At 65.2% G+C, this 13,163-nt stretch carries 17 protein-coding genes; 10 read left to right on the top strand and 7 right to left on the bottom strand.

All coding sequences use genetic code 11. The features are described 5' to 3' along the window. The coding region (locus C100_RS0123845; protein ID WP_442800296.1) for a cobaltochelatase CobT-related protein at window positions 1–440 on the top strand (440 nt) is incomplete at its 5' end. A 54-nt stretch (window positions 441–494) separates the two neighbouring features. Beyond that, window positions 495–965, top strand: coding sequence for a GreA/GreB family elongation factor (locus C100_RS26880; RefSeq protein WP_024018110.1), 471 nt, complete (start codon window positions 495–497; stop codon window positions 963–965). Window positions 966–1,034: 69 nt separating this feature from the next. Here the strand turns inward: C100_RS26880 and C100_RS26875 are convergent, their stop codons facing one another. The 3 genes from C100_RS26875 to C100_RS26865 all read right to left on the bottom strand — a co-directional run bounded on the left by C100_RS26875 (window position 1,035) and on the right by C100_RS26865 (window position 2,521). Continuing rightward, window positions 1,035–1,526, bottom strand: coding sequence for a Dps family protein (locus tag C100_RS26875; protein WP_024018109.1), 492 nt, complete (start codon window positions 1,524–1,526; stop codon window positions 1,035–1,037). A gap of 100 nt (window positions 1,527–1,626) precedes the next feature. Beyond that, window positions 1,627–2,193, bottom strand: a complete 567-nt coding sequence (locus tag C100_RS26870) for a TMEM165/GDT1 family protein (RefSeq protein WP_024018108.1) — start codon at window positions 2,191–2,193, stop codon at window positions 1,627–1,629. Between the two features lie 13 nt (window positions 2,194–2,206). Further along, window positions 2,207–2,521 carry a hypothetical protein gene (locus C100_RS26865; RefSeq protein WP_024018107.1) on the bottom strand — a complete coding sequence of 105 codons (315 nt, stop codon included), beginning with the start codon at window positions 2,519–2,521 and terminating at the stop codon, window positions 2,207–2,209. Window positions 2,522–2,711: 190 nt separating this feature from the next. Here C100_RS26865 and rpmG point away from each other — a divergent pair, with 190 nt between their 5' ends. Next, window positions 2,712–2,879 carry a 50S ribosomal protein L33 gene (gene rpmG / locus C100_RS26860; protein ID WP_007687342.1) on the top strand — a complete coding sequence of 56 codons (168 nt, stop codon included), beginning with the start codon at window positions 2,712–2,714 and terminating at the stop codon, window positions 2,877–2,879. Window positions 2,880–3,076: 197 nt separating this feature from the next. On the opposite strand, the gene C100_RS26855 is transcribed toward rpmG, so the two are convergent. After that, window positions 3,077–4,942, bottom strand: a complete 1,866-nt coding sequence (locus C100_RS26855; RefSeq protein WP_024018106.1) for a PhoX family protein — start codon at window positions 4,940–4,942, stop codon at window positions 3,077–3,079. A gap of 145 nt (window positions 4,943–5,087) precedes the next feature. Next, entirely contained in the window at window positions 5,088–5,450 is a 363-nt protein-coding gene (locus C100_RS26850; RefSeq protein ID WP_024018105.1) for a response regulator, read from the bottom strand. A 61-nt stretch (window positions 5,451–5,511) separates the two neighbouring features. On the opposite strand from C100_RS26850, the gene C100_RS26845 reads away from it, so the two are divergent. Genes C100_RS26845 through C100_RS26825 form a run of 5 tightly spaced genes read left to right on the top strand, consistent with a single transcriptional unit; the run spans window position 5,512 to window position 8,763 of the window. Further along, entirely contained in the window at window positions 5,512–5,811 is a 300-nt protein-coding gene (locus C100_RS26845; protein WP_024018104.1) for a DUF3572 family protein, read from the top strand. Continuing rightward, on the top strand, window positions 5,808–6,464 hold the full coding sequence (locus C100_RS26840; protein WP_024018103.1) for a hypothetical protein: 657 nt from the start codon (window positions 5,808–5,810) through the stop codon (window positions 6,462–6,464). The genes C100_RS26845 and C100_RS26840 overlap by 4 nt, the downstream gene beginning before the upstream one ends. Further along, window positions 6,461–6,925 carry a RidA family protein gene (locus C100_RS26835; RefSeq protein ID WP_024018102.1) on the top strand — a complete coding sequence of 155 codons (465 nt, stop codon included), beginning with the start codon at window positions 6,461–6,463 and terminating at the stop codon, window positions 6,923–6,925. The genes C100_RS26840 and C100_RS26835 overlap by 4 nt, the downstream gene beginning before the upstream one ends. Then, window positions 6,906–7,631 (top strand): glycerophosphodiester phosphodiesterase family protein, encoded by a 726-nt coding sequence (locus tag C100_RS26830; protein WP_024018101.1) that lies wholly within the window; start codon window positions 6,906–6,908, stop codon window positions 7,629–7,631. The genes C100_RS26835 and C100_RS26830 overlap by 20 nt, the downstream gene beginning before the upstream one ends. Further along, window positions 7,624–8,763, top strand: a complete 1,140-nt coding sequence (locus C100_RS26825; protein WP_024018100.1) for a GNAT family N-acetyltransferase — start codon at window positions 7,624–7,626, stop codon at window positions 8,761–8,763. The genes C100_RS26830 and C100_RS26825 overlap by 8 nt, the downstream gene beginning before the upstream one ends. 10 nt (window positions 8,764–8,773) lie before the next feature. On the opposite strand, the gene C100_RS26820 is transcribed toward C100_RS26825, so the two are convergent. Further along, window positions 8,774–9,070, bottom strand: coding sequence for a sel1 repeat family protein (locus tag C100_RS26820; RefSeq protein WP_024018099.1), 297 nt, complete (start codon window positions 9,068–9,070; stop codon window positions 8,774–8,776). A gap of 199 nt (window positions 9,071–9,269) precedes the next feature. On the opposite strand from C100_RS26820, the gene C100_RS26815 reads away from it, so the two are divergent. Continuing rightward, window positions 9,270–10,535: a multidrug effflux MFS transporter gene (locus C100_RS26815; RefSeq protein ID WP_024018097.1), complete on the top strand. Its 1,266-nt coding sequence runs from the start codon at window positions 9,270–9,272 to the stop codon at window positions 10,533–10,535. 57 nt (window positions 10,536–10,592) lie between these two features. Here C100_RS26815 and C100_RS26810 read toward each other — a convergent pair whose 3' ends face one another. After that, entirely contained in the window at window positions 10,593–12,173 is a 1,581-nt protein-coding gene (locus C100_RS26810; protein WP_024018096.1) for an amino acid permease, read from the bottom strand. Between the two features lie 135 nt (window positions 12,174–12,308). Between C100_RS26810 and pgeF the strand changes: the two genes are divergently transcribed. Beyond that, complete coding sequence (gene pgeF / locus C100_RS26805) at window positions 12,309–13,067, top strand: peptidoglycan editing factor PgeF (protein WP_024018095.1); 759 nt, start codon at window positions 12,309–12,311, stop codon at window positions 13,065–13,067. Window positions 13,068–13,163: the final 96 nt, after the last annotated feature.

The following is a 13,163-nucleotide window of genomic DNA, read 5'->3' as shown; positions in this document are numbered from 1 at the left end:
GGCCGCCGATGCCGGGGCGCTTGAACGACCTGCGCCATATCATCTATAAAAAGGCCGACGATCCCTGGCGGCGCGCGCGCAAGAATCTGGGCCTGATGATGCGCGAAGGGTTGCTGAAGGAAAATATCGATGGCGAGGCGTTGCTGTGGGCGCACGCCCGGCTGATCGCGCGGTCGGAGGAACGGCGCATATTGATGGTGATTTCCGACGGCGCGCCGGTCGATGATTCGACGCTGTCGGTGAACAGCGGCACCTATCTGGAGCGGCATCTGCGGCAGGTGATCGACTGGATCGAAAACAGGTCGCCGGTGCAGTTGGTGGCGATCGGCATCGGCCATGACGTCACCCGCTATTATCGCCGCGCCGTCACCATCATGGACGCCGAGCAACTGGGCGGGACGATGGTGGAGCAGCTCGCCGGGCTGTTCGACGAGGATTGAGCGGCCAACCGGGCCGCCTTTCCATTTTCACGACAGGATTTTCAGGAGAGGTTGATGAGTGTCGCCTTTCGTCGCGAGAGCGATGACGAGCATATGGAGCCGAAGTTCGAGGTGCCGATTCCGCCCGGTCCCAATTGGGTGACGGCGCGGGGGATGCGGCTCACTCGCGCGCAGGTGGAGAGGCTGGAAGCCGTCGATACCGGCGCCATGGACGAGGACGCGGCCAAGAAGCTGAAGCGCGAATTACGCTATTGGCGCACCCGGCTGGCGACGGCGGAATTGCGGCCGGCGCCGGCGGGCGACGCGGTCGCGTTCGGGACGCGGACGACCTATCGGCTGAACCGGCAGGAAAAGACGGTGGCGATCGTCGGCGATGACGAAGCCGATCCGCCGGCGGGGCGGATCAGCTTTTCGTCCCCCCTCGCCCGCGCGATGATGGATGCGGAGATTGGCGAGAAGGTCGATTTTGGCGGGAAGGCCGAAGCGGTGGAGATTGTCGGGATCGAGATCGTCCGCGAGGACTGATCCCCCGTCGGTGGCAAGAAAAAGCCCTCCGGTTCGCGCCGGAGGGCTTTTTGTCGGGTGCGGGTGGCTTCAGACGCCGCGCGCGGCTTCGAACAGGAACCAGGCGCGCTGTTCGGCCTGGTCGGTCCAGTCGTCGACAATGCCTTCGGTCGCATTGTCGCCCGCTTCGGTGGCGGCCGCCTTTACCACGCGGAACGTTTCGACCAGCGCGAGATTGTCGTCGCGCAGTTCCTTGAGCATGTCGGCCGGGCTGACGAAATCGGCGTCATTATCCTTGACGCTCTGATGCCGGGCGATGTCGCCGATCGAGCGCAGGGTGGTGTTGCCGGTCTTGCGCACGCGCTCCGCGATCAGGTCGGTGGTTGCCATGATTTCGGCCGCCTGCTCGTCGAACATCAGATGATAGTCGCGAAAATGCGGGCCAGAGACATGCCAGTGGAAATTCTTGGTCTTCAAAAACAGCGCATAGCTGTCAGCCAGCGCGCCATTGAGCGCCTCGGCGACAGACTTGGTGGCGTTGCTCTTGAGATCGGTGGGCGTCTGAAGATCGGGGGCGGTCATGCAATGTCCTCCTGTTTGCGGAATTGGTTTCGCATATATAATGATCGCCCCGCCAGATGGTGCCATTTTTTCTGCCGATCAGGCTGAACTAGATAGTCGATCAAAGCAGCCCGGTGGCGGACAGCCCCATGACCGACCCCGTCAGCAGGAGCATTGCCCCGCCGGTCCAGCGTATCGCCCGCAGCGGCAGGACGGCCAGCAGTTGCGCGCGCACAAGAACCACCGGGACCAGCGCGACGATCACGCCGATGGCCCCGCCGATCCCCGCAAGCGCAGGGTCGGCCGTGCGCGTGGCGATCCCCAGGATCAGGAATTGCGGCCCGTCGCCAAAGCCCAGGATGAAGAGGCCCAGAGCGGTGGTGAGGAAAGGACCGGTCGGCCAGCCGTCCAGCGTGTCGGGCGGCGATACGCGCCACAGCAGGCCCGCGCCCAGGAACAGGATGGCAAGCGCCAGAAACAGCAGCCGCGCGTCCGCGCCCAGCATCGGGCCGATCCAGGCGCCCGCAAAGGCGGAGATAGCGGCATTGGCGACCGCCGCGACCACGATTCCGGCGATCACCGCGCCATCGCGATCATAGCGGGTGGCCAGAGCGAGGACGAGCAACTGGCTCTTGTCACCGATTTCGCCCAGCAGGCAGCCCAGCAGCGCGATCAGCAAGGCGTCCATCAGCGAAGCGGGCTCAGGCGCGCAGCGGAACGACGGGGAGGGCGGCGGCGGGCGGCATCATGGACGGGCGCATCTCCATGCCGATCGCCTGCCGCAGCAGGTCGAGATAGGTCAGGACCACCGGACCCAGGCCATGGAGCGACAGGGCGGATTCGAGCGTGCCGGCCAATCCTTCGACTTCATCGAGGTGAAAGGCGCGGGCGACATGCCGGATCTGATCGACTTCATCATGCAGGCGCAGCACGGACACATGGCCGCGTTCGCCCGCCAGGCCATCGACCCGGCGCAGCAGGTCGGACAATATGGCGGAAATCGGGTCATGTCGCATCGAATAGCCCTCTCGTTCGCAACCCCGCCATGCTAGGCGCCGGACCGTTAAAGGCGCGTAAAGCCTGTGCCGCTTTTGTCGCCCGGCCTTGACATGAAGCCGAATCTGGCTCATGGGCCACCGCTGAAACGGGGCGGTCCGATATGGGCCGCTTTTCTTTTTACGCTATTTACGACCAGGGAATAGGGCCATGGCCAAGCCGGCAACCGTCAAGATCCGCCTCGTCAGCTCGGCTGACACCGGCTTCTTCTACGTCACGAAGAAGAACCCGCGCACCAAGACCGAGAAGCTGAGCTTCCGCAAATATGACCCGGTCGTGCGCAAGCATGTCGAGTTCAAGGAAGCCAAGATCAAGTAAGCCGCTGCGGGCTTTGCGCCCGCGCGCTTGATCGACTGGTTTTTTGGACCAGCCAAGGCCCGTCCCATCCTGGGAGCGGGCCTTTTGCTGTATGCCGCGCCGGCGATGGCCGCTGAGACGGAAAGGGGCGATCCTGCCGGACCGCCCCGCCCCAACCTCTCCCCATGAGGGGAGAGGCTTTTGAGCTTATGCCAGGATCAGTTGCCGACCGGCTTGGCGTCGGTGCGACGCACGACGATGGTCGAGGAGCGCGGCTCTTCGCCGTCGACGGGCCAGTTGCCCTCCGGATGCTGGATGTTGATGAAGAAGTTGATGAGGTCCGGCGTGTAGGCGATGCCGGTGATCTCACAGCCTTCCGGCCCCACCAGGAAGCGCATCGACTTCTTGGTTTCCTGATCGATGTAGAACATCGCATTGTGGCCGAAAACATCCTCGATGCTGGTGTCCGGCTTGCCCGACGTACCCGGAATCGAATGGTCGGTCTGGACCCACAGACGCCCCTTGGGGTCGATGCGGATGCCGTCGGGGCTGGAGAAGGTGTCGCCGTTGATGTCGCCTTCCAGATTGTCGCCGAAGCCGGCCAGGGCCGGATCACCCGCCAGCAGGAAGATTTCCCAGCTGAACGTCATGGCGAGGGGCGAATCGCCGTCTTCCTTGAACTTGATGATATGACCGTGACGGTTTTTCGTGCGCGGATTGGCGGCATCGACCGTCGCGCGGCTGCTGTTGTTGGTCAGCGTCACGAAGACAGCGCTGTTGTCCGGCGCGACCGTGATCCATTCCGGGCGATCCATGACCGTGCCGCCGGCGACGCGCGCCGCCGAGATGGTGTTCACCAGCACGTCGGCCTGGTTGTTGAAGTCCACCGTCGTGGGCGCCGGAGCGGTCGTGAACTGGCTGACATTGCCAGGGTCCGACGCGCCGACCGTGAGGCCGTTCTGCCCCTTGACGAGCGCGCGCCATTCGCCGGTGCCGTCACCGTTGAAGCGAGCGACATAGAGCGTGCCATGGTCGAGCATGTCGGTGTTCGCGGCACGGTTGCTGCTGCTGTAGGCGCGCTCGCACACGAATTTGTAGATGCAGCCCGGCGTGCCGTCATGACCCATGTAGAAAGCGACGCGGCTTTCGCTATTGGCCATATAGGCGACATTTTCATGCGCGAAGCGGCCGAGCGCGGTGCGCTTGGTCGGGGCGGCCAGTTCCTGATAGGGATCGACTTCGACCACCCAGCCGTAATTTTCCTCCGGCTGCGTCGGGTCGAGATAATTGTCGGTCGTTTCCTCGCAGGTCAGATAGGTGCCCCAGGGGGTGCGGCCCGACGAGCAGTTGTTGAGCATACCCTTGATCGTGCCCGAAAGCAGGCCGGACGCCGGGCCGCTCGCCTTGTAGCTGCTGTTGCCGGTGTAGCGCTTGTTATATTTCGAACCCGACTTGACCGACCATTTGCCGTCCGAAGCCTTCGCGATTTCAACGACGCCGATGCCGACCGCCGAAAGCGCCAGCGCCTTCTGGTCCGCGGTCGCGGTGTCGGGGTCATAGCCGCCGTCCATCAGGATGTTGAAATCGGGATATTCGAAGTTGATCGCGAGCAGGCCGCCGCTGTTGGCGTCGGTGCCCGACAGTTCGAAATATTCCATGCCGTCATGATTGCCGCCGGCCCATTTTTCGGCCTGGTCGGGCGTCGGGAAGCTGCCCGCATAGGCGGTGCCGGCTTCGATCGAATCGCCGGCCTTGAGCAGCACGTCGACGGTGTAGCCCGACGGCACGGTCACGGTGTCAGCCATGTTGGCGGCCACCGGGGTGAAGGCGATGCCGTAGCTGGGAGCAGGCGTCGGGGTGGGGGTAGGCGTGGGCGTCGGCGTGTTCGAATCATCGTCATCGTCGTCGCAGGCCGCGAGCGCGCCCAGCATCGGCAGGATCGAAAGACCCATCAGGCCATTTTTCAGAACGGTGCGGCGTGCCGGGTTGGCGGCGACGATCGCTTCCAGGCTTTGGTCGCCCATATCGATGGTTGGCTGCACGGCGCGCGTACGCGCGCGCGCCTCGTCGGTAAGATGAGACATATATCTACCCCTGTGGTGCAGGCTATCGGCAGGAGGCCGCGCCATGGCGCAGTGGGTTGACAGACCGGAATGACGGGCGGGCTTCGGAACGGTTGCCGGTTCGTGAACGCGACGTGACGACATCATGACAGTCGCGCCGCTATTGCTACAGCAACGCGTTCACCTGCTCGACGAAGCGCAGCACCGAAATCGGCTTGGACACATAGGCGTCGGCGCCGGCTTCGCGAATCCGATCCTCGTCGCCTTGCCCCGCATAAGCGGTGACGGCCATGATCGGCACCGACGACAACCGCTCGTCAGCCTTGAGCGACAATATGAGTTCATAGCCGCTGACATGGGGCAGATGGATGTCGGTGATGACCAGGTCCGGCAGGAAGTCGCGCGCTTCGCGCAGCACGTCGCGGCCGTCGCGCAGCGGCAGCACCTCATGCCCATGCGCCCGCAGCAGGTCGCAAAAAAGTTTGAGATTAAGTTCGTTGTCCTCGACAACGAGCACGCGCTTTGCCACCAGTCACTCGCAATTCACTTGTGAAGCGAGCCCCCGTCCGCTTCCCCGCCAAAGGCCCATCATGCGACCCGACAGCCCGAATCGCAAGCCGGATAGCAGCCCGGACAGCAGCAATGATCCCGCCTTGCTGGCCTTGCTTGCGCTTGGCTGGACCCTGGCGGACGACGGGCGCGCGGACCGGCTGCTGGCGCTGACGGGCCTGGACGCCGCCACGCTGCGCGCGGGCGTGGACAATCCGGCGATGCTGGCGGCCGTACTGGGCTTCCTGGCGGACCATGAGCCCGACCTGATCGCCTGCGCCGAGGCGATCGACACCAGCCCCGCCGCGCTGATCGCGGCGCAGGAGAGATTGACCCGATGACCCGCCCCCTGATCGTAACCGACTGCGATGAAGTGCTGTTGCACATGGTCGTGCCCTTTCGCCAATGGCTGGACGACACGCATAATGTGCATTTCGACATGCACGACCGCGGCTTTGCCGAAGCCTTGCGCCACAAGGATAGCGGCGAACCGCTGGAGCGCGAGCTGGTGTGGCAATTGCTGGTCGGCTTCTTCGATACCGAAATGCACCGGCAGGCCCCGATCGCGGGCGCGGTCGAGGCGCTGATGCGGCTGTCGCGCATCGCCGACATCATGGTGCTGACCAATATCGGCGAGCGGCACCATCAGGCGCGGGTGGCGCAACTCGCCACGCATGGCCTGGACCTGCCGGTCCAGTGGAACCAGGGGCCAAAGGGCCGGCCGCTGGCCCGCATCGTCGCCGAACGACAGCCAAGCGTCGCCCTGTTCATCGACGACCTGGCCGAACATCATGAATCGGCCGCGCGCCATGCGCCCGGCATCTGGCGCCTGCACATGGTGGGCGAACCGGAAATCGCCACCGGCATCCCCGCCGCGAGCCACGCCCATGCGCGGATCGACGATTGGGTCGAGGCCGAACGCTGGATCATCGCGCGGCTGGCCGATGGCCCCGCCCCCGCTTCCCCCCTGCCCCATGATGGAGCCACCGCATGAGCATTGACGCCCGCCTCGCCGAACTCGGCATCACCCTGCCCCCCGCCGCCGCGCCGGTCGCCGCCTATGTGCCGACGGTGGAGGTCAACGGCCTGCTGCACATCAGCGGGCAGATCGCGCTCGCGCCCGACGGGCTGATGACCGGCCGGCTGGGCGATGACCGGGATCTGGACTATGGCGTGGCGGCCGCGCGGGTGTGCGGCCTCAACCTGATCGCGCAGATGAAGGCGGCGCTGGGCAGCCTGGACCGGGTCGAGCGGATCGTGAAGCTGGGCGCCTTCATCGCCAGCACGACCGACTTCACCGACCAGCCCAAGGTCGCCAATGGCGCGTCCGAACTGATGGTCGAGGTCTTTGGCGAGGCGGGCAAGCACGCCCGCAGCGCGGTGGGCGTGCCGGTGCTGCCGCTGGGCGCGGTGGTCGAAATCGACGCGATCGTCCTTGTCCGGCCGGCGGCCTGACCGGGCCTTCCTGACGGCCCGCCCCTTCGCCCATCGGGGCTTGCACGGGGCGGACGCGAGCGAAAACGGCATGGCGGCGTTCGATGCCGCCATCGCCGGGGGTTACGGCATCGAATGCGATGTGCGGGCGAGCCGGGACGGCGTCGCCTTCGTCTTTCATGACGCCGATCTGGCGCGGATGACGGGGCGTAGCGAGTCCATCGGATCGCTGACGGCCGCGATGCTGGATGAGGTGCGCCTGCCCGATGGCGGGTCGATTCCCCGGCTGTCGGCGCTGCTCGCGCGCTGCGAGGGGCAGGCGCCGTTGCTGATCGAACTCAAGGCGCCCGATCGGCGCGTCGCGAATCTGTGCGCTGCAGTGGCGCGGGATCTGGCGGCGTGGCCGGAGGCGCCGATCGCCGTCATGTCGTTCAATCCGCATGTCCTGCATTGGTTTGTACGACAACGAACCCGACAGCTGCGCGGGCTGGTGGTGACGCAACAGGGCAAGGGGCGGTTGCGTGGCCGCATCGAACGCACCCTTGCACTTTGGCTGGCGAGACCCGATTTCCTGGCCTGTGATATTCGCGACCTGCCATCGCCCTTTGCCGCCCGCGCCCGCCGACGCGGCCTGCCCGTGCTGAGCTGGACCGTGCGCAGCACAGAAGAACGCGCGCGCGCGGCACGCCATGCCGACCAGATCATCTGCGAGGCGTTGCATGGCTGAGGTCGTCGCGCGGATCGCGTCGGGCGTCGCCGCCCTGCCCAAGGACCAATGGGACGCCTGCGCCGGCGCGGCCAATCCCTTCGTCAGCTGGGATTTTCTGGCCGCGCTGGAAAAATCCGGCAGCGTGGGCGAAGGCAGCGGCTGGCAACCCCTGCCGCTCGTCATCGACGGTGCGGACGGGCGCATCGCCGCCGCCGCGCCGCTCTATGGCAAGAGCCACAGCCAGGGCGAATATGTGTTCGACCATGGCTGGGCCGACGCCTGGGAACGGGCGGGCGGACATTATTATCCCAAGATCCAGCTCGCCGCGCCTTTTTCCCCCGTGCCCGGCCCCCGGCTGCTGTTGCGCGAGGCTGATATGGCGCCCGCGCTGATCGCCGCGATCGAGACTCTGGTGGCGCGCAATGGCCTGTCATCGGCCCATGCCACCTTCATCGCGCCCGATCAGGTGCCGCTGTTCGAAGCGGCAGGCTGGCTGATCCGCGAGGACAGCCAGTTTCACTGGACCAATCGGGGCTATGGCGGCTTCGACGATTTCCTGGCCGCGCTGTCGAGCGAGAAGCGCAAGAATATCCGCAAGGAACGCCGCCGTCCGGTCGAAGGGCTGGACATCGTCCATCTGAGCGGCGGCGAGCTGACCGAAGCGCATTGGGACATATTCTGGCATTTCTACCAGGATACCGGCGCGCGCAAATGGGGGCAGCCCTATCTGACCCGCGCCTTCTTTTCGATCCTGGGCGAAACGATGGCGGATCGGGTGCTGCTGATGCTGGCGCTGCGGGACGGGCGGCCGATTGCGGGCGCGCTCAACCTGGTCGGCGCCGACACGCTATATGGCCGCTATTGGGGATGCGTCGAGGATGTCCCAAACCTGCATTTCGAACTTTGCTATTATCAGGCGATCGACGTCGCGATCGCGCGCGGGCTGCACAAGGTGGAGGCCGGCGCGCAAGGCGGGCACAAGCTGGCGCGGGGCTATGCGCCCGAGCCGACCTGGTCGGCGCATCATATTCCCGATGCGGGCTTCCGGCGGGCCGTGGCCGGCTTTCTGGAAGCGGAGCGATGCGATGTGCAGCGCGACCGGCAATGGCTGACCGAGCGAACCCCGTTTCGCAAGGACGGACCGTCCTGAACGCCGGGGTTCAGGCGGCGCGGGCCAGGGTCGATGCGATCAGGGCGCGGGCCTGGCGCTGAGCCTCGGCAATTTCGCGCGCGGTCATTTCTTCGGCGACCTCGGCGCGCATCGACTGGCCCTGCTCACTGCCGCGCAGCGCGGCGAGGTTGAACCATTTATGCGCCTCGACCAGATCGACCGGCAAGCCGCCGGTGCCGCAGCTATAGGCAACGCCCAGATCGAAACAATCATCCGCCGATCCACATGCCGCCCGCGACAGGCGGGCTTCCATCAGAAATTGCGCGCTCTTGATACTGTTGCCCATGATACCGATCCCCTGTTCCTGCTAACTCAATGAACGACCCTTTGGCTTTTTCCTGGGCGGCAGCTTTGACCGGCAGCCGATAAAAAATGGTTAACGTATTGTTTGCCATGATATTGACGGTTGGTTTCCGGATCTTCTTGCGGTGGTCGGTGGCAGATAGGGACTGGCATAAGGCGCGCATTGTCCGCATAGCCCCGGCATGACCGACACGCTTCCCCCATCGGCGCCGCAGCGCGACATCCATTTTCGCGAATTCGTGCTGTTGTGCGCCTGCCTGATGGCGATGAACGCATTGTCGATCGACCCGATGCTGCCGGCCCTGCCGGACATCAGCCGCGACCTCGCCATTCCCCATCCCAACGACCGGCAGTTGATCATCAGCGTCTATTTCATGGGACTGGGCGTGGGGTCTTTGCTGTTCGGGGTGCTGTCGGACCGATTCGGGCGCAAGGCCGTGCTGGGCAGCGCGATGGCGCTGTTCGTCCTGTCCTCCATCGCCTGCGCCACCGCGCAAAGCTTCCCGATGATGCTGATCGGGCGGGCGAGCGCCGGCTTCTTCGCCGGGGCGAGCCGCGTCATCACCGTGGGCATCATCCGCGACCGCTTCCGGGGCGATGCCATGGCGCGGGTCATGTCGCTGATCTTCGCGGTGTTCATGCTGATCCCGGTGATGGCGCCCAGCTTCGGGCAGGCGATCCTGTGGGTGGCGCCGTGGCGCTGGATCTTCTGGGTGTTGGTGATCCTGGCCAGCATGATCCTGGCCTGGATGCTGGTGCGGCTGCCCGAAACGCTGGCGCCGGAAAACCGGATGCGGATCACGCCGCGAGGGCTGCTCCAGACGGTCGGGGTCATCATGCGCACCCGCAGTTCGATCGGCTATATGCTGGCGAGCGGGGTGGTGATGGGCGGCCTGATCGGCTTCATCCTGTCAGTGCAGCAGATTTTCTTCGACGTGTTCGACGCCCAGGCTTTCTTTCCGGTCGGCTTCGCTGTCATCGCCGGCTGCATGGGGCTGGGCAGCCTGATCAACAGCCGGCTGGTGCAGCGCTTTGGCGCGCGACGGATGAGCCAGAGCGCGCTGATCGCCTTCACCCTGATCGCCGCCATCCATCTGGCGGTCATCCTGATGGGGCTGGAGACGTTGGTCACATTCATGGCCTTGCAGGCGATGACGATGCTGACCGTCGCCTTCACCGCGTCGAATTTCAGCGCGATTTCGATGGAGCCGTTCCACAAGGGCGCGGGTGTCGCCTCTTCCTTCCAGGCGTTCCTGACGACGGCGCTCTCCAGCGCGCTCGGCAGCATCGTCGGTCGCGCCTTCGACGGCACGACACTGCCCTTCACCATCGGCCTGCTGGCCTTTGGCGCATTGTCTTTCCTGATCGTCGTCTGGGCCGAACGGGGCCGGTTGTTCACGCGCCCCAATTACGGCGCGCTGCGCGATGCGGAAATCGACTTTCATTGACCGCTGAGCGCCGCTGAAACGAGAACGGGGCGGTTTCCCGCCCCGTTTCATATTCGATCAGGCGTCCTGCCCGCCCGGCGTATGTGCCCCCGGCATCGGCGGCACCGGCTGGGGCGGAATGCCCTCATCATCCTCCGCCACATCCATGACGCCCCGGCCGACATGGCTGCGGCTGCGGCTATAGGCGAAATAGACGACCAGGCCGATCGCCGCCCAGGCGACGAACATCAGCTTGGTTTCGAGGCCCAGGCTGTAGAAGAGATAGGCGCAACCCAGGATCGCGATCGGCGCGGTGAACATGATCGCCGGCGTGCGGAAGGGACGCTTGCGCGTCGGGTCGGTCCGGCGCAGCACCATCACCGCGATCGACACGGCGGCGAAGGCGAAGAGCGTGCCCGAGTTGGAAATGTCCGCCAGGATGCCGACCGGGAAGAAGGCCGCGAACAACGCGACGAAGATGCCGGTCAGGATGGTGATGACATAGGGCGTCTTGTAGACCGGATGCACCTTCGAAAAGAGGTCGGGCAACAGGCCGTCGCGGCTCATGACGAAGAAGATGCGGGTCTGGCCGAACATCATCATCAGGATGACCGAAGGAAGGGCGAGGCCAGCGGCCAGACCCAGCAGGTTGCCGATCTGCGGCCAGCCGATTTCGCGCAGGGTCCAGGCCAGCGCTTCCTTCGAGCAGGTGACAGCTTCAGTGCCGGCGGCGGCGAGCGCCGCGCATTGTTGCGACAATTCGATCGAGCCGGGGGCCAGCGCGATGCCGCCCTGCGCGATCGGGATGGCGCCGGCCGTGACCGGCTGCGCGCCCACGGTACCGATGACGCCGGCCGCGACCAGCATGTAGAAGATGGTGCAGATGGCGAGCGAACCGATCAGGCCAATCGGCATGTTGCGTTGGGGATTCTTGGTTTCCTCTGCCGCGGTCGACACCGCGTCGAAGCCGACATAGGCGAAGAAGATCGAGGCGGCCGCCGCCGAAATGCCGGAAAAGCCGAGCGGGGCGAAGGGCGTGAACCCGTCCATGTTCATCACCGGCACGGACAGGGCGATGAAAAGGGTGAGCGCCGCGACCTTGATCGCGACCAGGACCGCGTTGACGGTCGCGCTTTCCTTGGTGCCGATCACCAGCAGCCATGTCACCAGCGCGGCGATCAGCATCGCGGGCAGGTTGACCATGCCGCCGTCAAACGGTCCGCGGGTCAGGGCGTTGGGGATGTCCATATGGAATGTATGTTCGATCAACCCGACGACATAGCCGGACCATCCGACCGATACCGCCCCGGCGGCCACCGCATATTCCAGGATCAGCGCCCAACCGACCATCCAGGCGATGAGTTCGCCCATCACGGCATAGCTGTAGGTGTAGGCCGAACCGGAGACCGGGACCATGGCGGCCATTTCCGCATAACAGAGGGCGGCGACGGCGCAGACGAAGCCGGCGATGACGAAGGAGAGCATCATGCCCGGCCCGGCCTTCTGCGCCGCTTCGGCGGTGAGCACGAAAATGCCGGTGCCGATCACGGCGCCGATCCCCAGCATGGTGAGTTGGAACGCCCCCAGCGAGCGATGCAGCGACTTCTTCTCGGCCGTCGCCAATATGGCGTCGAGAGACTTTACGCGCCCGAATATCATGCAGACCCCTTATTCCATTAGCCCGGCACGCCACCGGACGTACCGCTTTTGCCTATGGGAGGGAGAGACTATCGTCTAATCCCGCGCGCGCAAGTATGTTGCGCAGTGATGACATGAAAGTCGGAAAGGATCATCATGGTCGAATTGCTCAAGGCACGGGCGCTGGGGGATATTCCGCATGGCTTTGCCGGGCGCAGGGGCGGCGTGTCGACCGGGCTTTATGCCGGGCTGAATGTCGGGTTGGGGTCGGATGATGATCGCGCGGCCATCCTGCGCAACCGGGATATGGCCCGTGACGCGGTCTTGCCGGGGACGCACCTCGTCACCGTGCGGCAGGTCCATTCCCCCGATGTGGTGGCGGTGACGCAGGCCTTTGCCGAGGATGCGCGGCCAGTTGCCGACGCGCTGGTGACGGACCGGCCGGGGCTGTTGCTCGGCATATTGACGGCGGATTGCGTGCCGGTGCTGTTTGCGGATGCGGCGGCCGGGGTGATCGGCGCCGCCCATGCGGGATGGAAGGGCGCGATCGGCGGCGTGACGGACGCCACGATCGCGGCTATGGAAGGCCTTGGCGCCCGGCGCGACCGGATGGTCTGTGCCATCGGCCCGTGCATCGGCCGCTCTTCCTATGAGGTCACGGAGGATTTCGCCGACCGCTTCGAGGAGGCTGATGCGGACAATGGGCGTTTCTTTTCGCAGGGGCGTCCGGGTCATCTGCAATTCGACATTGGCGGCTATGTGGCCGCGCGTCTGGCCGGCGCCGGAATCGGTCGGGTGGAGCTGCTGGACGAGGATACCTATAGCCAGCCGGAGCGATTTTTCAGCTATCGGCGCGCCTGTCATCGGGGCGAGGGGGGCTATGGGCGTCAGATGGCGATGATCGGTTTGCGGTGACGCGGTGTCGGGGCGGTCGGGTGCGTTTTTGGAAGACGCGTGAAAGCCCGGCTGTTTTGCCGGGCTGTTGCGCGCGTGTGTGTGTGTTGATGTGGT

Origin of the sequence: Sphingobium sp. C100 (assembly GCF_000508185.1) — a bacterium.
In the GTDB taxonomy this organism is placed as follows: domain Bacteria; phylum Pseudomonadota; class Alphaproteobacteria; order Sphingomonadales; family Sphingomonadaceae; genus Sphingobium.
Note: the sequence above shows the minus strand (reverse complement) of the source record. Positions and strands in the feature narration are given on the sequence as shown.